This window comes from Desulfosporosinus cupriresistens, from assembly GCF_001707885.1.
Taxonomy (GTDB): domain Bacteria; phylum Bacillota; class Desulfitobacteriia; order Desulfitobacteriales; family Desulfitobacteriaceae; genus Desulfosporosinus.
The window spans coordinates 37,559-59,372 of the sequence record NZ_MASS01000022.1 but is presented as its reverse complement, the minus strand read 5'-3'; the positions used below and the strand labels follow the sequence as shown (position 1 = coordinate 59,372).

Genomic DNA, 21,814 nt, shown 5'->3' with positions numbered 1-21,814 from the left:
AGTAGTATTAATAAAGGAGTTTGAATACATATGGCATTAGTGAATGAAAACTACCTGAAATTGCCTGGAAGTTATCTTTTTTCTGAAATAGCCCGTAGAGTAAATGAATTTAAAGCAAATAATCCGGAGGCTGATATTATCCGTTTAGGAATCGGAGATGTCACGCGTCCGCTGCCAACCGCAGTCATCAAGGGGATGCAAGAGGGTGTCGAAGAGATGGGACGTTCGGAAACCTTTCGAGGATATGGTCCAGAGCAAGGCTACCAGTTCCTTATTGAAAAGATTATCGAAAATGATTTTACCCCTCGTGGAGTAGAACTCTCTGTTGATGAAGTTTTTGTTAGCGATGGGGCAAAAAGTGATACGGCAAATTTCCAGGAGCTTTTCGGAATTGAGAATATAATGGCGGTAACTGATCCTGTCTATCCAGTTTATGTTGATAGCAATGTCATGGCTGGGCGGACCGGAAAATTTAATAGTGAAAAAGGACAGTATGAAACTATTGTGTATCTTCCGTGCACGGAAGAAAATGGCATGAAGCCTTCTCTGCCTGAGACTCACGTAGATATGATCTATCTCTGTTTCCCAAATAACCCAACTGGGATGACTCTTTCTAAAGAGGAACTGAAACAATGGGTGGACTATGCTCGCGAAAACCGCTCTATTCTTTTGTTTGATGCGGCTTATGAAGCGTTCATCAGGGAAGAGGGTGTACCGCACAGTATTTTTGAAGTTGAAGGTGCCCGAGAGGTCGCAGTAGAATTCCGAAGTTTCTCTAAGACCGCAGGTTTTACTGGAACTCGCTGTGCGTATACGATTGTTCCGAAAGAAGTCAAGGTATATGACTCTAAGGGTGAAGCACATAGTCTCAACCAACTCTGGCTAAGAAGACAAACCACTAAGTTTAATGGAGTGTCTTATCCGGTACAAGCGGGAGCCGCTGCTGTATTCTCGGACGAAGGAAAGAAACAGATTAAAGAAACGATTGATTACTACATGGAAAATGCCCGGATTATCCGAGAAGGGTTACATGACGCTGGCTATACAGTGTTCGGTGGAGTCAATGCACCCTATATCTGGATGAAGACCCCGAATAATATGGACTCCTGGAAGTTTTTCGATAAACTGATGGAGGATGCCCATGTCGTAGGAACACCGGGAGCCGGTTTTGGGGCGAACGGAGAAGGATATTTCCGGTTAACCGCTTTCGGCACCCGAGAAAATACACTTCGAGCAATCGAAAGGATTAAGACCAGAATGTAGTCTTAAAGTGAGCTTTGAGTCATTAGTCTGTGGTCAATAATTACAGTTGAAACCCGCTTGAGTATTATACTTAAGCGGGTTTCTTAATTCTAGAGTAACCTAGATACCTAATTTATGGTCTACGAATACAATCACCAACGCTTCTTTTCCATAGTTTGATGCCATGATTCAAAAGTCGCGGAGTATCTTCACAATGAATCAAGTCTACACGCTCAGAAATCACTTGATACCGAATGGGTTAATTATGAGACTAGACCGCTCATGCGGTACTTAAATTGGCCAAAGACCTTGGAGTTAACAGACTCTATGTCGTGCTCAATAAAGTATATCCTGGTCAGATTGAAGACATTAAACGGGAAATGAGTTTTATGCCAATCTTGGGATTTCTACCTTATGATCCTATAGTAGTGCAGGCAGATCTTACAGGTCAAAGCACTTTGATTTAAGTCCGAAATTTGTGGAGCTGGCTGAGTTTAATGAAAGGGGCTGTGCTAAAACTTGTTACTATATTTTTCACATCCCCACTTTTGCTTCTATATCATCAAAACACAAGCGTCCTCACTCCACTTTAATAGTGAAATGAGGACGCTTATTGATTGTTGTAACCACTTGAAATTTTGGAGACTGAGTTTTCACACATCCCCTTTTGGCGTGGGATAATTGACCATCTTTTGGCAAAGAATAAGCAGAATGAACTCGTGGTTAAGGGAATGACCTAAGAGGGGAGAGGGTTAAGATTGTCTGAATCCGAGAGTTATTATCAGTTGGCTCGTCGCAGAGGAGTGTCGCGCAGAGACTTTCTTAAATTCTGTGCTTTAACAGGTGCCATGCTTGGACTCGATGCTGCTGAGTTCCCTAAAATTGTCCAGGCCTTACAAACGAAACCGCGTTTGCCTGTGATTTATCTAAATTTACAGGAGTGTACCTGTTGTACGGAATCGTTCTTACGTTCGGCACATCCTCTTATTTCAGATCTGATTTTAAATATGATTTCCTTAGACTATATGGAACCGTTACAAGCCGCTGCTGGAAAACAAGCTGAAGCGGCTCGTTTAAAGACGATGAAGGATCATCCAGGAGCCTACTTACTGGTGGTCGAGGGTAGCGCAACTCTGGGTAATGGTGGAGTTTATTGTACAATTGGCGGCCAGTCGTCTACAGAACTTTTAAAGGAGGTTGCCAGTGGAGCAGCCGCGGTCATTGCTTATGGATCGTGCGCTACAAATGCTTGTGTCCAAGGTGCTTATCCTAATCCCACGCAAGCAGTTCCGATTCGGAAGGTTGTCAAAAACAAGCCGATCATTGACGTTCCGGGCTGTCCTCCTATTGCCGAAGTTATAACGGGGACGATTGTCCACTATCTTACCTATGGAGAAATACCGGAACTGACCAACTTAGGGAGGCCGAAGGCATTTTATCAACATCGAGTCCACGATAATTGTGTACGACGAGCTTTCTTTGATGCAGGCCAATTTGTGGAGTCGTTTGATGACGCTGGGGCAAAACAGGGCTGGTGTCTCTATAAAGTTGGGTGTAAGGGTCCAACGACCTACAACGCCTGTGCAATTACAGAATGGAATGACGGGGTGAGTTACCCAATTAAATCGGGTCATCCTTGTATTGGCTGCTCGGAAGATAATTATTTCGATAATACGCCACTCTATACACGCTTGGCAAAGATCCCGAACAATGCCATCGGAAAAGATGCGGATACTATAGGGGCAGGGGTTCTTGGTCTAACAGGGATCGCAGTGGCGGCCCACGCGGGAATGACCGCTGTTGTAAAAAACCATGAAAAGAGTGGAAAGGAATCGAAGCATGACAAGAATCGTAATTGATCCTATTACTCGAATCGAAGGACATCTGCGCATTGAGGCAGTGGTCGAGGGAGATCGCATTGTTGAGGCCATTAGCTCAGGCACTCTATTTAGGGGAATCGAAAAGATTGTGGAAAATAGGGATCCTCGTGACGTCTGGGCCTTTGTCCAAAGGATCTGCGGGGTGTGTACGCATATTCATGCCCTGGCCTCGATTCGGGCGGTTGAAGATGCCTTGGCTATACGTATCCCTAAAAATGCTAATCATATTCGTAATATCATGACCGCCACGCAATTTGTCCAAGATCACGTGATCCATTTTTATCACTTGCATGGTTTTGACTGGATCGATGTCCTCAGTGCCCTGAAAGCTGACCCTGTTCAAACGAGTGCGCTGGCCAGATCTATCTCGAATTGGCCGAACTCCTCGGAGGGGTATTTTCGGGATGTGCAGACCAAAGTTAAAACGTTAGTGGAAAGTGGTCAATTAGGAATTTTTGCTAATGCTTATTGGGGGCATCCAGCCTATCGCCTACCGCCCGAGGCCAATTTAATGGGGGTAGCGCATTACATAGAGGCCTTAACCTGGCAAAAAGAAGTGGCTAAGATTCATACCATTTTCGGTGGGAAAAATCCACATCCAAACTATCTCGTGGGGGGAATGGCCTGTACCCTGAATATGAATGACAATGATGTGATTAATATGGAACGTTTGAATTTGGTGAAGGCCAAGATCGATGAGGCTCAAGTCTTTGTGGATCAGGTGCTTATACCAGATATTTTTGCCATCGCCAGTTTCTATAAGAAAGATTTATTTGGCGGGGGCGGCGGAAATTACCTGGCTTATGGAGGGGTACCAACCGGTGATATACGGGAATCGGAAAGCTTCCTGTTTCCTAGTGGAGTCGTTTTAGACCGGGATCTCAGTAAGGTACACGAGATCGATCTCAAGGACCCTAAGCAGATTCAAGAGTTTGTATCCCATTCTTGGTATCGTTATGATGATCCTGCAGCGGGATTACATCCTTGGCAGGGAAAAACAGACCCTTCCTATGATGGACCGCAACCACCCTATCAGAATGTCGATGAGAAAAAAGGGTACAGCTGGATAAAAGCCCCCCGTTGGCAAGGAAACGCGATGGAGGTGGGTCCCCTAGCGCGCTTTGTCGTTGCGTATGCCCGAGGCAACAAAGAGATCAAGTCGCTTGTCGATGAGGCACTTCAGCGGTTAGATCTTCCGGTGACAGCAGTTTTCTCAACCTTGGGCAGAACCTTGGCTAGGGCTCTAGAGGCTAAATATTTAGTTAATCATTTGGCGGGTTTTTATGCGGATATGGTAGCCAATATTAAGGCGGGAGATAGTCAGACGTTTAACGGAGAAAAATGGGATCCGCAGACCTGGCCTGCTCAAGCTCAGGGCGTGGGTTTCGCAGAAGCACCCCGGGGTGCCTTAGGACATTGGGTTAAGATTAACAATGGGAAGGTCAGCGCATATCAAGCCGTCGTTCCGACGACCTGGAACGCCTCCCCAAGGGACGAATCCGGTCAGAAAGGGCCGTATGAATCGTCTTTACTGGACACACCGATTGTGAACGAAGACCAGCCTTTGGAACTCCTGCGCACCATTCATTCGTTTGATCCTTGCCTGGCCTGTGCTACGCATTTGTTGACACCTAAAGGCGATGAAATATTAAAGGTTAGAGTGCTTTAGAGAGGAGGAAGCTGGAGATGAGTGTTCTTCGTCGTCAAGTCTATGTCTGGCAATTTCCAATCCGTTTTTTTCATTGGGTCAACGCCGTGGCCATCGTAGGATTGTTTGTGACCGGAATGTATATTGGACATCCTATATTTGTTTCGCCAGGCGAGGCCGTTGCACATTTTTTCATTGGCCATTTGCGATATTGGCATGGTGTATTCGCCTTTGTGTTTATAGCTATTATGTTATTTCGGTTATATTGGTATTGGGCAGGTAATGAATACTCTAAATTTCGCTTTTGGGAGAAGGGTTTCGGGAAAGATCTTGTGGCAACGTTTAAGTATTATACATTTATGACCCCGGAGCACACGGTGAGAGTTGGTCATAACGCCCTTGCTCAACTTATGTATTTTATCTTCATTTGGATTGCTGGCATCTTTATGGTTCTCACAGGCTTAGCAATGCGTGGAGGGAGTGACCCTAATGGAATCGTGCAGGGTCTCTTTGGTTGGATTGTTCCTACTTTTCGAGGCGAGTATCAGGTTCGTAACCTTCACCACCTTGTCGCCTGGGGATACGCTATTTTCTTATTGAGTCATCTCTATATGGTCATCCGCCAAGATCTCTTAGATGATGATGGGACGATCTCAGCCATGGTCAATGGATATAAGTTTGTGATCTTACGCCCGAGTATTGCAGCTGAAGAGCAAGATCCAATAGAAAACCTAACCGCAACTGAGGTTGATCATTAGGAATCTGTAGATGGAGATTTAGTTCGCAACGAGTAAATAAGAGGTGAGAGAATGCCTGAAGCTCCCGAAATGGAACTGTACAAGAACTATTTGAACAAATGGGTTAAGGGAAAACGAATTATCGAGATTAATGTCTTAAGAACTAAAAGTCTCAACCTGGAGAGTACGGATTTTTGTAACCAATTGAGAGGAAAACTGATTCAAGAGATTACCCGTAGGGGCAAATTTCTGATTTTTCAGCTTGATGACGGTTATTATCTGCTGACTCACATGATGTTGGATGGCAGGCTTTATTTCTTAGGAGCGGAAAACGTTAAAAAACTTTCGCTATCTGAGGTTGTCCTTAATGATTCAGAGGAATTAAAGCAAAGAATTAAGGAATTACCAGGCAAAGCAAGTGTCATTTTTAGCTTGTCGGACGGTTCAGTGCTTTTCTTTTGCTCGCTTACGCTGGGTTATCTCCACTATCTGGGGAAGGAGCTCCTTGATAAAAAATTGCAGGAGCTGGGGAAGGACCCTTTAGATCCAAACTTCCGAGTGGAAGACTTTACGCGGCTACTTGAGGGAAAAAAGGGCATGATCAAGCCTTGGTTAATGAATCCCAAAAACGTTGCTGGTGTGGGTAATGCTTATTCTAATGAGGCTTTATTTAAAGCAGGTATTTTGCCTACTCGCTTAATTTCTTCGCTCAGTAAGGCTGAAAAAGAGAGTTTGTATCACTCCTTAGTCTCTATTCTCCAGGATTCTATTCGTCTAGGTGGAGACATGGAAGAAAAATTTGCTCCGGGAGATGATTTTACGGGGGGCTATAATCCTTATTTCCAAGCGTATGACCGGGCAGGAAAATTGTGCTTGTCCTGTCACGAAGTTATTCAAAAGTCAGAGGTCGGGGGTAGGCAGGCATTTTTCTGCCGCAATTGCCAAAAATAGGATTATAAATAAGTCAAACTTAGTTCTTTTCTGGGCGCGCGACGATGACTCCTGGAACATAAATTAACAGGAGAGATTTGTGTGCTAAGAGGAGGATTTCTATGCAAATTCATGTGGTAAGGCCGGGAGATACTCTCAACAAGATTGCTCAAGCTTATGGGATCTCCGCCCAAGAGATTGCTGATGCCAACCAGGTTCCGGATCTAAGCAGATTAGTCGTGGGGCAAACATTCGTGATACCTATCAGCGGACAGTTTCACTGGGTGCAACCTGGAGAAAGTCTTTGGTTGATAAGTCAAAACTATAAAGTGTCAGTCGAGGAAATAGTTCGAATTAATAAAATCCCAAACCCTGATGATATTCCAATTGATTTACGTTTATATTTACCTCAGAAACCAAAGCAGATAGTAGAGACAAACGCTTACATTGATCCCAGGATGACTCGTGGTCGGTCAGTTGAGGCTGTCGATAAAGTGGGAGAGTACCTAACCTATCTGGCCATTTTTAGCTATGCCGTTAATAGGGATGGAAATCTTACCCCGGTTGAGGATCAGCCTGCCTTAAATGCTACGCTTAAGGACAGGGTCTTACCACTATTAGTTTTAACTAACTTTGAGAACGGGCAATTTAGTACAGAAATTGCCTCCGCGATTCTGACAAACGAGGCTTTGCAGGAACACGTGCTTAACCAAGCTCTTCAGGTTATGACAGAGAAAGGGTATCAGGGTCTTGACTTTGACTTTGAGTATTTAGGTGCAGAGAATCGGGAACGATATGTTCGCTTTTTACAGAAGGCCAGACAATTATTGAAACCTCGAGGGTACTATCTTTCCGCTGCGCTGGCGCCGAAGTTTAGGACAGAACAGCCTGGGGTTCTATATGAGGGTCATGATTATCAGGCAATTGGTCAAGTTGTTGATTTTATTTTTTTTATGACTTACGAATGGGGCTGGTCCGGAGGGGAACCCATGGCAGTGTCCCCAATCCATCAGATGAGAAAAGTCATGCAGTATGCGGTATCTGTTGTACCTAGAGATAAGATTATGATGGGGATGCCGTTATATGGTTATGACTGGACCCTTCCTTATGTACCCGGGGGAAAATTTGCTAAGTCGATTAGCCCTCAAAAAGCTTTGGGGCTCGCTCTCCGTTACGGTGTGAATATTGAATATGACAAGGCTTCCCAAGCTCCGTGGTTTAGATATACGGATGAGCAGGGAGCGCAGCACGAAGTCTGGTTTGAAGATGCCCGAAGCATGCAGGCTAAGTTTAATTTGGTCAAGGAACTAGGGATTCGGGGGTTCTACTACTGGGTATTGGGCAATGACTTTCCTCAGAATTGGCTGCTGATTGCCGACAACTTTGTGGTGCGTAAACGAGTGTAAATAAATTGGAGCAGAAATCACTTGCGGATTTCTGCTCCAATTTTATTCTGACAGCTCTTCACTGGCCAGCAACTTCTCTAAAATTTCTGGTTGGGGTGTGAGATATAAAGTCCAGTTCTGTTCATAAATCACCATTCCGGGCTTGGCTGAGTTAGGTTTCTTTAGCTGTTTGACATGCGTGTAATCTACGGCGACCTGTGAAGAACCGCGAGCTTGACTGTAATAGATTGCTAGGGCAGCTGCTTCTTCAAGGGTGGCGTCATCCGGGAACTCTTCCCCCTCTTCGAGAGGAATAAGGACGTGTGAGCCAGGAATGACTTTAACATGGAGCCAAAGGTCGGTTGGTTTACCCTTACGTAAGGACAACCAATCGTTTTGGGCATTGTTTTTTCCAACATAGATTATTCTACCTTGGCTAGAACGATAGACTCTTGGCTGAGGAACATCCTTAGGAGACTTTGTAGTCGACTTCGCCTTGGAGCGGCCTTTTTTTTGTTTAGGATTATCCTTTTTCATATGTTTTCCTGCCACATATCCTTGACCGATTAGCTCGAGATGGATATCATCAAGCTCTGCCAGTGTGGATGCTTGATCCAAGCTGACCTTTAAGGAAGCGAGGTATTTCACTTCTTCCAGGGCAGCCTCTTTGAGGGGTATAGTTTTAAGCAGTGTGGCCTTTGCTTTGTTGTAGAGCTTGTAATAGCGCTGAGAGTTGTCAATGGCACTGATATGAGGATTTAGGGGAATGACCACGGAGGAAAGTGCTGGGTCATAATAATCTTCCACCGTCACTTCAGTCGAACCAGGAGGAATATGGTAGAGGTTGGCGGTGAGGAGTTCTCCCCATTTTTGATAGTTTAGATTGGACTTGGCGCTGGACATGGCTTCATCATATAGTTTGAGTTTTTTGCTGAAATGCGAGTGCTGTTCTTGAACAACTTTGCGAAGAGAGCCCCGTTTCGATTCAACCGTGTTGGCGATGAATTTTGACTGGTAAAAGCCAATAATCGCGTCATTCAACGTAGGGACGCTAACTGTTTTTAACTCTTGGTATTGTTGAAAGGGAATAAATGTGAACGCCACAGGAAGGGACTGGTTCCCAGAATTATAGTAAAGACATGGTTGGATTTCCAGAATCTCTGCGGGATTGCTTAAGCGGCGATAGGCCTGAAAAAGCCGAGCCAAATCGATATCACCGCATTGGTGAAGGCGGATTTCTGTAGTCAAGCCGGCTTGAATCACGATTTCACGGGCCAATTCCGGGCTGATCCCGGCAAAACGGGCGAGAAGAATGCTCGTTATGGGGTGATCTAGTTCTTCCTTATAAAGAGCCTGTCGCCAAAGTTCTTCGTCCTCTTGGGGAGGTAGCTTTCCCTGAGAGGGAGGAGCGAGGTAAGCTCGACCCGGTAATACTTCTCGGTAGCGGCTTACAGCATGTGAATACCGCTTAAGGCCGTCGAGAATCGTATTCGTCGTCGGGTCGACGAGGATGAGATTGCTGTGTTTCCCCATGATTTCTAAGTGTAATTGCAAGGTGACTAGATCGCCGCGGTCGTTGTAATTTTGAATGTCTAAGGTTATAACTCGTTCTAGCTCACTTTGGTGGAGCTTGACGATCTTGCCGCCCTCGAGGTGTTTGCGTAAGATCATACAAAACATGGGCGGGGAAGTTGGATTCTTTTTGTTTTCTTGGGTGAGGTGGAAGCGAGGTGAGGTCGCGCTGGTACTGAGCAGGAGGCGCCTAGCTCCTTGATGCCGTATCTGAAAATGGATTTCTTCTTTTTCTGGCTGATGAATTTTATCAATACGTGCTCCGATGAGTTGGGGAGCAAGCTCTTTTACTAGATAGGCAAGGGTCACGCCGTCTAAGGCCATGTGAGAACTCCTTTCATCACAGAACTGAATCATTGTAGCGAAGTAAGTCCGCCACTTTTTAGTATAACACACTTGTTCTAGCGAGGCATTTTTCTCAGCCTTTGAGAATAAGCATGTACTACAAAAGGGACAAAGCCTTTTAAAACTGTTGATAAAGCAAAAGGAGGAGAAGGGCATGCGGCAACAGGCATGGCATGTGTTGCCTTGGCTTGACGTGGCCAAGGCCTTGGATGTGCATCCGGGTAAAGGGTTAAGCGTTAAAGAAGTTCATCGTCGGTTAGTTGAGGTTGGAAAAAACGTTTTGGCAGTAAAAAAAGGAGTTCATCCTGTTTTTCTGTTCCTGGGGCAATTCAAGGATTTTATGGTTTTGGTTTTACTAGTAGCCACGGTTGTATCTGGGCTTTTAGGCGAAATAGCGGATGCAATCACGATTTTGGCGATTCTAATTATTAATGCCATTCTCGGTTTTGTTCAGGAGTATCGCGCGGAGCGTTCGATGGAATCGCTTCGTTCTCTTACCGCCCCTGAAGCGCGGGTGTTGCGAGAAGGCATGGAGCAACGGATTCCGGCTGCGGACGTAGTGCCTGGGGATATCGTGCTCCTTGAGGCTGGAGATCGCATTCCGGCTGATGTGCGTTGGATTCAGGCCGTCAATCTGCAAGTGGAAGAATCTGCACTGACAGGTGAGTCTCATCCTGTGAGTAAGAGCATATCACCGCTCAGGGAAGAACTAACCCCAATGGCCGATCGCCAAAATATGGGCTATATGGGGACCTCGGTTGTTAATGGCCGAGGGGCTGGTGTTGTAGTGGCTACTGGTATGGAAACAGAGATGGGTGTTATTGCAGGTATGATTCAAAGTGTGGAAGAGGAAGAAACCCCCTTGCAAAAGCGCCTGGCGGAACTTGGTAAATGGTTAGTTCTAATCAGCTTTCTCGTTTGTGCTGCTGTGGTGGTGACGGGAGTTTTAAGGGGAGAGGACTTTTATAAAATGTTCTTCACCGGAGTGTCGTTAGCAGTGGCTGCTATTCCAGAAGGTTTACCTGCCATTGTCACGGTTGCTTTGGCTGTGGGAGTTCAGCGCATGGTGAAGAGGCAAGCGATCATTAGAAAACTTCCTGCCGTTGAAACTTTGGGTTGTGCGACGGTAATTTGTTCAGACAAGACAGGAACGCTGACCCAGAACGAAATGACCGTGCGTCAGATTTACTCGGATGGACGACGAATCAGCGTTTCTGGAGAAGGATATGATCCTAAAGGGGAGTTCAAGGGTGCCGATCCAGAGAAAGATCGTGATCCCCTTCGGGAAGGGTTAAAGATTGCGGCTCTTTGCAACAATTCTATGTTGACTAAGAAAGGGGTCCAAGTTGCCGGACTGTTTCGTTCGAAGGGAAATGATTCTCCCTGGGGTATTGAGGGAGATCCTACAGAGGGCGCCATTCTAGTAGCCGCGGCTAAAGCGGGAATTTGGCGCGAAGTTCTAGAACGTAAACAAGAACGCATCGGGGAGCTGCCCTTTGATTCCGACCGGAAACGAATGAGTGTTGTTTATCAGACCAAACAGGGTAAAATGGCCTATGTAAAAGGGGCACCGGACATGGTTCTGCGGCTGTGCAGGCAAGAGTTGACTGCGCAAGGGGTCAAGGAGCTGTCGAATGAACGTGTACGAAGTATTATGCGAGCTAATGATGAAATGGCACGGCATGCTCTCCGGGTTCTGGCTGTCGCAGAGAAACCTTTGTCAGATTCAGAGCCCCTCGATGAGCGTATTGAACAAGGCCTTACGTTTGTTGGATTGCTCGGAATGATTGATCCTCCTCGAGGGAGTGCCGTCAAAGCGATAAAAGTTTGCCGGCAAGCTGGGATTAAACCTGTCATGATTACAGGCGATCATCGCTTAACGGCAGAAGCCGTCGCCCATGAGCTGGGAATTTTACGGGGGACGGACGGAGGAGTTATCACTGGAGAAGAACTTGAAAGAATGTCTGATCGGGAGCTAAGTGAGCAGGTCATGGATGTTTCTGTTTATGCTCGCGTGACGCCGAAGGATAAACTTAGAATAGTGCGGGCCTTTAAAAAACATGACCAGGTGGTTGCTATGACAGGTGACGGGGTAAATGATGCCCCGGCGGTTAAAGAAGCGGATATCGGGGTGGCTATGGGTTTAACTGGAACAGATGTAACTAAAGAAGCTTCATCGATGGTTTTAGGTGATGATAACTTTGCGACAATCGTGGCTGCAGTGGAAGAAGGCCGGGGGATTTATGACAACATTCGGAAGTTTATACGTTACTTACTATCCTGTAATCTAGGTGAGGTTCTAACAATGTTTTTAGCAACGCTCGTGGGCTTGCCTCTTCCACTGTTACCAATTCAAATCCTGTGGGTTAATCTTGTTACCGATGGTTTGCCAGCAATGGCTCTAGGAGTAGATGGAGCTGAACCAGGCATTATGAATCGTCCGCCCAGGGCCCCGGGAGAGAGTATTTTTGCACGTGGCTTAGCCAGCAAGATAGGGATACGGGGGACCATGATCGGATTAGGAACGCTGTTCGTGTTTGTAGTTGGGCTCTTTATGGGAGTGAATATGTTGGGTGCTCGAACCATGGCCTTCACTACCTTAGTCTTTTCTCAATTGTTCCATGTCTTCGATTGTCGTTCTGAAGAAAGAGGAATCTTCGAAGTGGGTCTGCTTACGAATCCCTATCTTGTTGGAGCGGTGCTGGTTTCTACGTTCATGCAGCTCAGTGTCATTTACCTGCCTCCTCTACAAGCGATCTTTAAGACCACACCATTACACAGTTGGCAATGGATTTTAATCTTGTGCGTGGCGGGTGGGCCATCTGTTCTGATTGGATTTGCGCGGCTCCTAAAGCACAGTTGGCAAGGAAAACCGTCTATGGTAAAGGGATAAATGCGAAGAACGAGGTTCCAAGTTCGAGGTGCGAATTTCGTGCCTCGAACTTTGATTTAGTGGTAGTTCGCAAATGTATAATGTATAACTCTCCTTCTTCTCGTGTATACTTGCGTCAAATGGTTGACCTATCTTACCCCGCAGAGTATTCTTTTAATAAGATAATGGGGGTAAATAATTTTACTTTGCTAAGGATAAGGAATTTATCATTAGTATTGGGTGAACTTATCTAGAGTCTAAACGTGCGATATTCGATAGTCGATAGTCGAATCTCGAACCTCGAACCTCGAACATCGATTATGAGGGAGTGAACGCGATGGAATTCGTTAAAATGCATGGTCTGGGGAATGACTTCGTTTTCCTAGACCATTTTTCTGTTGTAGTAGATGTTGATTATTCGGAGTTGGCCAGAAAGCTTTGTCACCGCCAATTTGGTATTGGTGGGGACGGATTAATCGTAATTCTGCCTTCGGAAGTCGCTGATGCTCGGATGCGAATCATTAATTCAGATGGATCTGAACCTGAGATGTGTGGTAATGGTATTCGTTGTTTCGCAAGATATGTATACGATCAAGGAATTGTTAAACATAACCCAATGCGTGTGGAAACCCTGGCAGGTGTTCTGACTCTTAAGCTTAATATACAAGACGACCAGGTTCATGGAGTACAAGTGGATATGGGTGAGCCTATTTTGCGAGCAGACCTCATACCAGTTTTGAGCCATGGGGAGCCTGTGGTGGGACAGTCTTTGGAAGTGTTAGGAGAAACGTTTCAATATACAGCTGTTTCCATGGGGAATCCGCACTGTCTAATCTTTGTGGATGATTTTTCTACATTGGATTTTGAGCGTGTTGGTCCAGCAATTGAGAAACATTCGTTGTTTCCCCGTAAAACCAATGTCGAATTTATTCAGATCAACTCTTCAAAGGAGATGATCATGAAAGTTTGGGAGAGGGGTGCCGGTCCAACACTTGCCTGTGGTACAGGTGCCTGCGCTTCTGTAGTTGCTGCGGTGCTTAATAATAAAACAGAACGTGCAGTAACTGTTCACTTGCCGGGTGGAGACTTATTTATCGAATGGGGAGCAGACAATCATGTTTATATGACTGGTCCTGCAACTTATGTGTTTAAGGGCGAATGGTTAGAACGTTGATTTACGATGTCTGTAAATCCTAAGGCATAAAGGAGGATTTCTTTATATGGAAGAAGCGCGGCGTATTCAAGCGTTGCCCCCGTATTTATTTGCCCGTATTGACGAAAAGATAGCAGAGGCCAAGGCAAAAGGCGTGGATGTTATTAGTCTGGGAATAGGGGATCCTGATCTCCCGACTCCTGAACATATTATTGACAAGTTGGTAAAAGCCGCTCGTAATCCGGTAAATCATCGCTATCCTTCTTACGTAGGAATGCTGGAGTTTCGCCAAGCGGTGGCGGAATGGTATAAACGGCGTTCGAATATTATGCTCGATCCCAAAAAAGAAGTGGTTTCTCTTATCGGATCAAAAGAAGGTATTGCCCATATAGCGTTTTGTTATCTTAATCCCGGAGATATTGCTTTGATTCCGGACCCTGGTTATCCAGTCTATGGTGTCGGGATCTCACTTGCAGGAGGGGTTCCTTATGCTATGCCGCTCAAAGAAGAAAACGGTTTCTTGCCGGAGCTAGACAGGATACCAGAAGAGATTGCGCACAAGGCTAAACTCATGTTCTTGAATTACCCGAATAACCCTACGGGCGCTATAGCAGATGAAAGCTTCTATTCAAAGGTTGTTGCCTTTGCTAAAAAATATGATATCATTGTTTGTCATGATGGACCTTACTCGGAAATTGCATTTAAGGGTTATAAGCCCTTAAGTTTTCTAGAGGTGCCGGGCGCTAAGGATGTTGGAATTGAATTCCATTCTATGTCCAAAACCTATAATATGACGGGTTGGAGAATCGGGTGGGCCGCAGGAAATGCTCGGGTTATCGAGGCGCTGGGACGTATTAAATCGAACATTGACACTGGGATTTTTCAGGCTATACAAGAGGCTGCTATTGAGGGGCTTTTAGGAAACCAAGATATTATCGGTGAAAATCGTAAGATCTATCTGGAACGACAAGACATTGTTATTGAAGGATTGACTGAATTGGGGTGGACGGTGGAAAGGCCAAAGGCCACGATCTATGTTTGGCCTAAAGTACCCAAAGGCTTTACCTCGGCTTCCTTCTGTGAATTAGTTTTAGATAAGACAGGTGTAGTGCTTACTCCGGGTAACAGCTATGGGGAATCCGGTGAGGGTTACTTCCGCATTTCTTTAACGACTAATACGGAACGATTGCGCGAAGCTTTACAGCGTTTGCAGGATAATTTCGGGAAGTTTGAATTCTAGCAAAAGATATCTTGATTGGTTCAAAAAAGCTGAAAAGAGATATAAAATCAGCAAAGGTATTAAAACAAAATGAATGCTATAATTGTGCTTTAAGTTAGTGTCAGATGAAGAAGCTGAAGAATGTATAATGAGATTGCAGAAAGAATCAATAAATTGGTTACTCGTAATTTAAATATGAAATGATGCACCTGTATAAAACAGGTGCTTTATTGTGTCTTTTTCGAGCTGATCAGCCTATTTCTAAAAGTATAGGGGGCGGGCTAATAGGAAATATTGAAAGCAATCTGTTATACTAAAGTAGTAAGGAATAGGCTGGGAACATTAGTTAGACAAGATTGCTCTGTACCTTCAGAATAAATCATAAAGGGGTGAATAAACCCAGTTGATAGGTGGCTAAACTGGGTGGAATGTGGCGAATAGTATGACGGGATTCGGGCGGGGAGAGTCGAGTGGAGTTGGTTATCAGTTCTCTGTAGAGCTTAAATCCGTTAATCATCGGTTTTTAGAAATACTAGTACGATCACCGCGAAATTTCATAGGTTTTGAGGAGCGAATACGTAAAACTTTACAAGAGAAGTTCCAGCGCGGTCGGATCGAAGTGCATGTTAATGTGGTGGAAACTGAAGCAAGAAAGAGATTGGTGAAGGTTGACAAAGATTTAGCACTGACGTATGATAAGACATTGAAGGATCTCGCCTTAGCTCTACATACACCCTATGAGACGGATATTTACCGTCTCGTTAATTTACCGGAGGTTCTCTCGGTTGTAGAGCCTGAAATCGATCTTGACACTTTGTGGAGTATGTGCGCTGAGTCACTTTTGAAGGCCTCCGATGGTTTCGGGCATATGCGTCGTACTGAAGGAGAAAAGTTAACGATCGATTTATTGCAAAGGCTTGAGCTAATTGCCGAGTATTTGCAAACAATTGCTGAGCGTGCACCTTATGTCGTGACAGCCTATCAAGAACGACTGCAGGAACGTATTCAAACGCTTCTAGGAGAGGTTGAATTGGATGCGGCTCGACTGGCAAATGAAGTGGTTTATTTTGCGGACCGAGCATCAATCACGGAAGAGTTAGTTCGCTTTGACAGTCATCTAACTCAGAGCCGGGAGGCTTTGCGAAGTTCCGAGCCGGTAGGGCGCAAACTAGATTTCCTAGTTCAGGAAATGAACAGAGAAATCAATACCATAGGATCAAAAGCCAATGATTTAAGGATTGGACAACAGGTAGTTAATGTAAAAAGCGAACTGGAGAAGATTCGCGAACAAATTCAAAATCTAGAGTAATTGGAGGATTCAACTTGGACATTAAGCTCATTAACATTGGGTTTGGCAATATCGTATCTGCCAACCGAATTATTTCGATTGTAAGTCCGGAATCCGCACCGATCAAACGTATTATTCAAGAAGCGCGGGATGCGGGCATGCTCATTGATGCCACTTATGGTCGGCGTACACGGGCTGTGATTATCTGTGACAGCCATCATGTGATTCTTTCAGCAGTTCAGCCGGAAACAGTGGCCCATCGTCTTTCAACAAAAGAGTCTAGCACCCACGCAGAAGACCCGGCAGATTAGAGGTGTAGCGTGGAAAAAAGTCATGGATTGCTAATTGTCCTTTCAGGCCCTTCAGGCGCCGGCAAAGGAACGCTTTGTCAAGAATTGCTTCGTCAAATGCCCAACTTAAAATATTCTGTCTCGATGACGACGCGGTCGCCTCGCCCCGGTGAAGTGGAGGGGGTTCATTATTATTTTCGTCAGCGGAAGGAATTTGAATCCATGATCGTCAGGGATGAATTATTAGAATCGGCTATGTTCTGTGATAATTATTATGGAACACCTAGATTTGCAGTTGAACAGGCATTACTGGACGGGCAGGATGTTATTTTAGAAATCGAAATTCAAGGGGCGTTACAAGTTAAAAAATGTTTTCCGCAAGGAGTTTTTACCTTTATCGTTCCACCTTCTCTGGATGTTCTCGCAGAACGCATTCACAAACGGGGAACTGAGACTGAGGAAGTTATTCAGAAACGGTTAGCCACTGCAATTCAGGAACTGGGATATGTGAGTGAGTACGATTATGTAGTTATTAACGACGAAGTTCCTGCGGCTGTTGATAAACTAAAGAGTATCCTCGTAGCAGAAAAATGTCGGGTTAAACGAAAGCCGTTTGTTTTTAAGGGGGAGTCTAGATGAAACAACCTTCACTTGACCTTCTAATGGATAAGGTCGATAGCAAGTATACGTTGGTTATAGTGGTTGCCAAACGGGCGCGTATGATAATGGAAGAAGCCAAACATGAAGATTTAGCTAAGGGCATTAAGCCAGTAAGCATTTCACTCGAGGAGATTTCACGTTCTGAATATAGCTATGAATGTACCCCTGAGGAGAGCCAGTAATGTTTTCAGGGAGAAAAATTCTCGTCGGGGTCACTGGCGGAATTGCGGCTTACAAAGCCGCGGAAGTGGTTAGCCGATTGCGTAAGCTGAACGCCGAGGTGCGTGTAGCTATGACAAAATCTGCGACAGAATTTATTGCCCCGCTGACGTTGCAGAGTCTTTCGACAAATCCAGTGTATGTAGAAATGTTCAACGAGCCTAAGCTGTGGAATGTCGAGCATATTGCCTTGGCTGAGCACATCGATGCTGTCGTTGTTGCCCCGGCTACAGCTAATATAATGACCAAGATGGCGATAGGTTTGGCTGATGATTTCCTTTCAACAGTTCTATTGGCTACCCATGCTCAGATCTTTGTGGCACCTGCCATGAATCATGCGATGTATCATCATCCAGCGATTCAAGCTAATTTGGCAATTCTCAAGGACCGAGGGGTCCAAATCATTGGACCTGCCACAGGTTTTCAAGCATGTGGTACCGAAGGGGACGGACGAATGAGCGAACCAGTGGAAATCGTGGAATCCTTAGCTCGATTTTTCGTCGGTTCGGATTGGCTAAAAGGTAAGAAAGCCCTTGTGACCGCGGGAGGAACTCAAGAACCGCTTGATCCTGTTCGCTATCTGGGTAATCGGAGTTCAGGTCGGATGGGGTATGCCATCGCTCAAGCCTTACAGGAAGCAGGTGCGGAGACTATACTTGTTAGTGCGCCTGCCAATTTAGCAACCCCGCCTGGAGTGAGTAGAGTTTCTGTGCAGACGGCTCTGGAGATGTATGAAGCGGTCTTGGCACGTTTCTCTGAGGTGGATGTTGTCGTTAAGGCTGCAGCGGTTGCGGATTACCGTCCGGCATTTCAGGCGGAGCAAAAGATAAAGAAGGATGGGAGCAACCTTACTTTAGAGTTGATTCCGAACCCCGATATATTAGCTGAGCTGGGGCGCAAGAAAACTTCGCAGATCTTGATTGGGTTTGCAGCTGAAACCGAGAACCTCTTGACTAACGCTCAGAATAAAATGATTAGAAAAAATGTTAATCTTTTGGTAGCTAATGATGTTACTAAACCAGGTGCCGGCTTTGGCAGCTCGACTAACATTGTCAGTTTTCTCTTCCCTGACGGAAGAAGAATAGATTTCCCTCAGATGAGTAAACTTGAGGTTGGACGACATCTCGTTCGCGAGATTGCCGGTCTCCTCGGCGTCGAAACAAAGGAGTGAAATAATTGGTAAAAAAATTATTTACATCTGAGTCTGTGACAGAAGGGCATCCCGACAAAATCTGTGACCAAATTTCAGATGCTATTTTGGATGCAATTTTTGCGCAAGACCCTAATGCTCGAGTGGCCTGTGAAACGACCGTGACAACAGGTTTGGTTCTGGTCAGCGGTGAGATAACCACCTCGTGTTATGTAGATATTCCCCATGTTGTAAGAGAGACAGTTCGAGAAGTCGGTTATACTCGAGCCAAATATGGCTTTGATGCCGATACCTGTGCTGTCTTAACTTCAATTGGAGAACAATCGGCGGATATTGCGTTGGGTGTGGATCAGGCCTTAGAATCAAAAACTGGCGAAATGACTGATAGTGATATTGAGTCCATCGGAGCTGGTGACCAAGGAATGATGTTCGGTTATGCAACGAATGAAAGCGAAAGCTATATGCCCTTGCCTATCGATTTAGCTCATCGTTTGGCGCGTAAACTTAGTGAAATGCGAAAATCTGGTCTTTTAAGTTATTTGCGTCCGGACGGTAAAACGCAGGTAACAGTGGAATATGAGGACAACAAACCGGTTCGAGTGGATACCATTGTAATCTCCACTCAGCATCATCCGGATGTTACTCAAGAGCAAATTCGGCGGGATTTACTGCAATATGTTGTGTATCCGACCGTTCCTAAAGAGCTTTTAAATGAAGATACAAAGTATTTCATTAACCCAACGGGACGTTTCGTGATTGGCGGACCACAAGGGGACTGTGGCCTCACAGGACGTAAAATTATTGTTGACACTTATGGAGGCATGGCTCGCCATGGTGGCGGTGCATTCTCTGGCAAGGATCCCACAAAGGTTGACCGGTCAGCAGCTTATGCAGCTCGTTATGTGGCAAAAAATGTAGTTGCTGCAGGGTTGGCGGACCGTTGTGAAATTCAAATTGCTTATGCCATCGGTGTGGCGCGTCCAGTATCCGTTTCTGTTGAGACGTTTGGAACAGGGAAGATTGATGATGAGAAGATCGTTGACTTTATACTGCAGACGTTTGACCTTCGACCGGCAGGCATCATTAAAGCTCTCGATCTACGACGCCCAATTTACCGGCAAACGGCCGCTTATGGACATTTCGGTAGAACTGACCTGGATCTCCCCTGGGAAAGAACGGACAAGGCTGGGGCCTTGAAAAAGCTTGCTGGCTTGTAAGTTATTTGCTTGTTAGTTCTTGGTTATAGATAAAAGGAGTTCCTTCGATCAAAGAAGAGGAGGAGCTCCTTTTTATTTAATTTTTTTAAAAGAGGCTAGTTCAGGAAGTGAAAATGGGTTAAAATGGTCTCAAGGGGTGGATGACAGAATCATCATCGAGAGGTTTAACAAGATTTTAAAAGATGATAAAAAATCAACTGACGAAATCCTTGGCCGTCACGAAGTGGCCATTAACAGTCTTAGACGTAGGTAGATTTAAAGTCTTTGTCAGCCGACAGAGATATAAAATTTATGGTAGAGAGGATCGCGGTAATGGAGAAACAATGGCTTGAGGGTCTTCGTAATACGGTAGAGCGTGTGTTGACAATTCCCTACTATCAAGAACGCTTTGGAGCGATAGGAATAAACCAAGCTGAGGATATTAAGTCCCTTCGAGATTTTCAACGAATTCCTTTGACGACAAAAGAAGATTTACGGAAAAATTATCCGTTTGGACTTTTTGCCGAACCTATGGAAAATATTGTCCGACTTCATGCCTCTTCAGGAACAACGGGCAAGCCTACGGTTGTGGGGTATACTCTCAATGACATAAAACTATGGGCAAAGATCGTGGCAAGTGAACTTGAGAGAGCAGGCGTAACTAAGCAGGATGTTGTTCAAATCGCCTACGGATATGGCTTGTTTACTGGAGGAATGGGACTACACTATGGTTGTGAAGAACTGGGTGCTGTCGTTGTTCCTATATCTGGTGGCAATACAGCTCGTCAACTGATGCTTATGCGGGATTTTGGGACAACTGTGTTGGCATGCACTCCATCTTATGCCTTATATCTAGCGGAAAGTCTTGAAGAATCAGGGATTTCTCGAGACGAATTGAAGTTGAAAATTGGGATCTTCGGTGCAGAGCCTTGGACAGAAGGAATGAGAGAACAAATCGAAGCGCGTTTAGGTATAAAAGCGTTTGATATCTATGGGCTCAGTGAGACTATGGGACCGGGTGTTGCTCTGGAATGTCCGGCTCATCAGGGATTACATATTGACGAACATTTTTATCCGGAAATTTTAGATGCTGAGGGAAATCCACTCCCTGTTGGAGAACAAGGAGAGTTAGTTCTTACTAGTCTGGATAAAGAGGCCTTTCCGGTGTTACGCTATCGGACCAAAGACTTGACAACCTTACATCATGGTACGTGTTCCTGCGGAAATGTCGGTTGGACAATGGAACGCGTCACGGCTCGGGTGGATGATATGTTAATCATTCGTGGGGTCAATGTCTTTCCTAGTCAGGTTGAAGAGGCAATTCTTTCTTTGGGAGAATTTGAACCGCATTATCTGCTTGTTGTTTACCGTGTTGGGAGCTTGGATCAACTAGAAGTCCAGGTGGAAGTTGACGAAACCAGTTTTTTTGACGAAGTACGAGAGTTGGAGGGACGTCAAGATCGTTTGCAGAGGAGAATTGAAGAAATTCTGGGAATTTCGGTCCGTATACGTTTAGTCGAACCAAAAAGCATACCACGGAGTGAGGGAAAAGCCGTAAGAGTTATTGATAAACGCTAAAAGGGAGGGTTTCAGTATGTTGCAATTATCTATTTTCCTGGAGAATGCAAAAGGACGGTTGGCTGAGGTGATAAGTCTTCTTGCCGAACTAAAGGTAAATTTGCGAGCCCTGTCATTGGCGGATACCAAGGATTATGGAGTCTTACGTATTATTGTGGATGATCCTGAGGCGACCACGGAGAAGTTACGTGAACGAAAAGTCGTTGTTTCCTTAACGAAAGTCTGGGTACTTAAGGTTCCTGATCGTGCAGGTGGACTCGCCGAAATGCTCAACCAACTCGTTCAACATGATGTGGTAGTGGAGTACATGTATGCTTTTGTAGAAAAGGAGCATGAACAAGCCCAAGTGGTCATCCGAGTACAAGATCAGGATATTATGGAGAAGGCGATGCAGAAGATTAATTTACCGATAAGGTAGAGAGGAAGTGTCTCTGCACGTTCGCACTCGCT

The 21,814-nt window shown here is 45.2% G+C and carries 20 protein-coding genes; 19 read left to right on the top strand and 1 reads right to left on the bottom strand.

Annotation, left to right across the window (positions count from 1 at the left end):
* The first annotated feature begins 30 nt into the window (after positions 1–30).
* From DSBG_RS10755 to DSBG_RS10730, 7 genes are all read left to right on the top strand, one after another.
* Positions 31–1,263, top strand: coding sequence for an LL-diaminopimelate aminotransferase (locus DSBG_RS10755; RefSeq protein WP_068964334.1), 1,233 nt, complete (start codon positions 31–33; stop codon positions 1,261–1,263).
* 275 nt (positions 1,264–1,538) lie between these two features.
* Positions 1,539–1,709, top strand: a complete 171-nt coding sequence (locus DSBG_RS23070) for an ATP-binding protein (RefSeq protein WP_176716246.1) — start codon at positions 1,539–1,541, stop codon at positions 1,707–1,709.
* Positions 1,710–2,000: 291 nt separating this feature from the next.
* The gene (locus DSBG_RS10750) at positions 2,001–3,101 is read left to right on the top strand and encodes a hydrogenase small subunit (protein ID WP_068964333.1); all 1,101 of its coding nucleotides are present in this window, start codon (positions 2,001–2,003) and stop codon (positions 3,099–3,101) included.
* Complete coding sequence (locus DSBG_RS10745) at positions 3,082–4,791, top strand: nickel-dependent hydrogenase large subunit (protein ID WP_068964332.1); 1,710 nt, start codon at positions 3,082–3,084, stop codon at positions 4,789–4,791. Before DSBG_RS10750 ends, DSBG_RS10745 begins: the two co-directional genes overlap by 20 nt.
* Positions 4,792–4,808: 17 nt before the next feature.
* The gene (cybH, locus tag DSBG_RS10740) at positions 4,809–5,528 is read left to right on the top strand and encodes a Ni/Fe-hydrogenase, b-type cytochrome subunit (RefSeq protein WP_068964331.1); all 720 of its coding nucleotides are present in this window, start codon (positions 4,809–4,811) and stop codon (positions 5,526–5,528) included.
* A gap of 51 nt (positions 5,529–5,579) precedes the next feature.
* Positions 5,580–6,458, top strand: coding sequence for an Fpg/Nei family DNA glycosylase (locus tag DSBG_RS10735; protein ID WP_068964330.1), 879 nt, complete (start codon positions 5,580–5,582; stop codon positions 6,456–6,458).
* 101 nt (positions 6,459–6,559) lie between these two features.
* On the top strand, positions 6,560–7,843 hold the full coding sequence (locus DSBG_RS10730) for a glycoside hydrolase family 18 protein (protein WP_068964329.1): 1,284 nt from the start codon (positions 6,560–6,562) through the stop codon (positions 7,841–7,843).
* A 42-nt stretch (positions 7,844–7,885) separates the two neighbouring features.
* On the opposite strand, the gene DSBG_RS10725 is transcribed toward DSBG_RS10730, so the two are convergent.
* Complete coding sequence (locus tag DSBG_RS10725) at positions 7,886–9,718, bottom strand: Rqc2 family fibronectin-binding protein (RefSeq protein ID WP_068964328.1); 1,833 nt, start codon at positions 9,716–9,718, stop codon at positions 7,886–7,888.
* A gap of 175 nt (positions 9,719–9,893) precedes the next feature.
* On the opposite strand from DSBG_RS10725, the gene DSBG_RS10720 reads away from it, so the two are divergent.
* The 12 genes from DSBG_RS10720 (at position 9,894) to DSBG_RS10665 (ending at position 21,782) form a co-directional block, all read left to right on the top strand.
* On the top strand, positions 9,894–12,632 hold the full coding sequence (locus tag DSBG_RS10720) for a calcium-transporting P-type ATPase, PMR1-type (RefSeq protein ID WP_068964327.1): 2,739 nt from the start codon (positions 9,894–9,896) through the stop codon (positions 12,630–12,632).
* A 316-nt stretch (positions 12,633–12,948) separates the two neighbouring features.
* A complete protein-coding gene (dapF, locus tag DSBG_RS10715) occupies positions 12,949–13,785 on the top strand; it encodes a diaminopimelate epimerase (protein WP_068964326.1) in 837 nt (278 codons plus the stop codon).
* A 46-nt stretch (positions 13,786–13,831) separates the two neighbouring features.
* Positions 13,832–15,004, top strand: a complete 1,173-nt coding sequence (locus DSBG_RS10710; protein WP_068964325.1) for an LL-diaminopimelate aminotransferase — start codon at positions 13,832–13,834, stop codon at positions 15,002–15,004.
* A 409-nt stretch (positions 15,005–15,413) separates the two neighbouring features.
* Positions 15,414–16,292 carry a YicC/YloC family endoribonuclease gene (locus tag DSBG_RS10705; protein WP_068964324.1) on the top strand — a complete coding sequence of 293 codons (879 nt, stop codon included), beginning with the start codon at positions 15,414–15,416 and terminating at the stop codon, positions 16,290–16,292.
* A gap of 14 nt (positions 16,293–16,306) precedes the next feature.
* A complete protein-coding gene (remA, locus tag DSBG_RS10700; RefSeq protein WP_009623581.1) occupies positions 16,307–16,582 on the top strand; it encodes an extracellular matrix/biofilm regulator RemA in 276 nt (91 codons plus the stop codon).
* Between the two features lie 9 nt (positions 16,583–16,591).
* Positions 16,592–17,200, top strand: a complete 609-nt coding sequence (gene gmk, locus DSBG_RS10695; protein ID WP_068964323.1) for a guanylate kinase — start codon at positions 16,592–16,594, stop codon at positions 17,198–17,200.
* Positions 17,197–17,403, top strand: a complete 207-nt coding sequence (gene rpoZ, locus DSBG_RS10690) for a DNA-directed RNA polymerase subunit omega (RefSeq protein WP_009623585.1) — start codon at positions 17,197–17,199, stop codon at positions 17,401–17,403. The genes gmk and rpoZ overlap by 4 nt, the downstream gene beginning before the upstream one ends.
* Positions 17,403–18,611 carry a bifunctional phosphopantothenoylcysteine decarboxylase/phosphopantothenate--cysteine ligase CoaBC gene (gene coaBC / locus DSBG_RS10685; RefSeq protein ID WP_068964322.1) on the top strand — a complete coding sequence of 403 codons (1,209 nt, stop codon included), beginning with the start codon at positions 17,403–17,405 and terminating at the stop codon, positions 18,609–18,611. The genes rpoZ and coaBC overlap by 1 nt, the downstream gene beginning before the upstream one ends.
* A 5-nt stretch (positions 18,612–18,616) precedes the next feature.
* Positions 18,617–19,807, top strand: a complete 1,191-nt coding sequence (gene metK, locus DSBG_RS10680) for a methionine adenosyltransferase (protein ID WP_009620401.1) — start codon at positions 18,617–18,619, stop codon at positions 19,805–19,807.
* 19 nt (positions 19,808–19,826) lie between these two features.
* A complete protein-coding gene (locus DSBG_RS10675) occupies positions 19,827–20,060 on the top strand; it encodes a hypothetical protein (RefSeq protein WP_068964321.1) in 234 nt (77 codons plus the stop codon).
* A 59-nt stretch (positions 20,061–20,119) separates the two neighbouring features.
* Entirely contained in the window at positions 20,120–21,364 is a 1,245-nt protein-coding gene (locus DSBG_RS10670) for a phenylacetate--CoA ligase family protein (protein ID WP_141694291.1), read from the top strand.
* Positions 21,365–21,380: 16 nt separating this feature from the next.
* Positions 21,381–21,782 carry an ACT domain-containing protein gene (locus DSBG_RS10665; RefSeq protein WP_068964320.1) on the top strand — a complete coding sequence of 134 codons (402 nt, stop codon included), beginning with the start codon at positions 21,381–21,383 and terminating at the stop codon, positions 21,780–21,782.
* Positions 21,783–21,814: the final 32 nt, after the last annotated feature.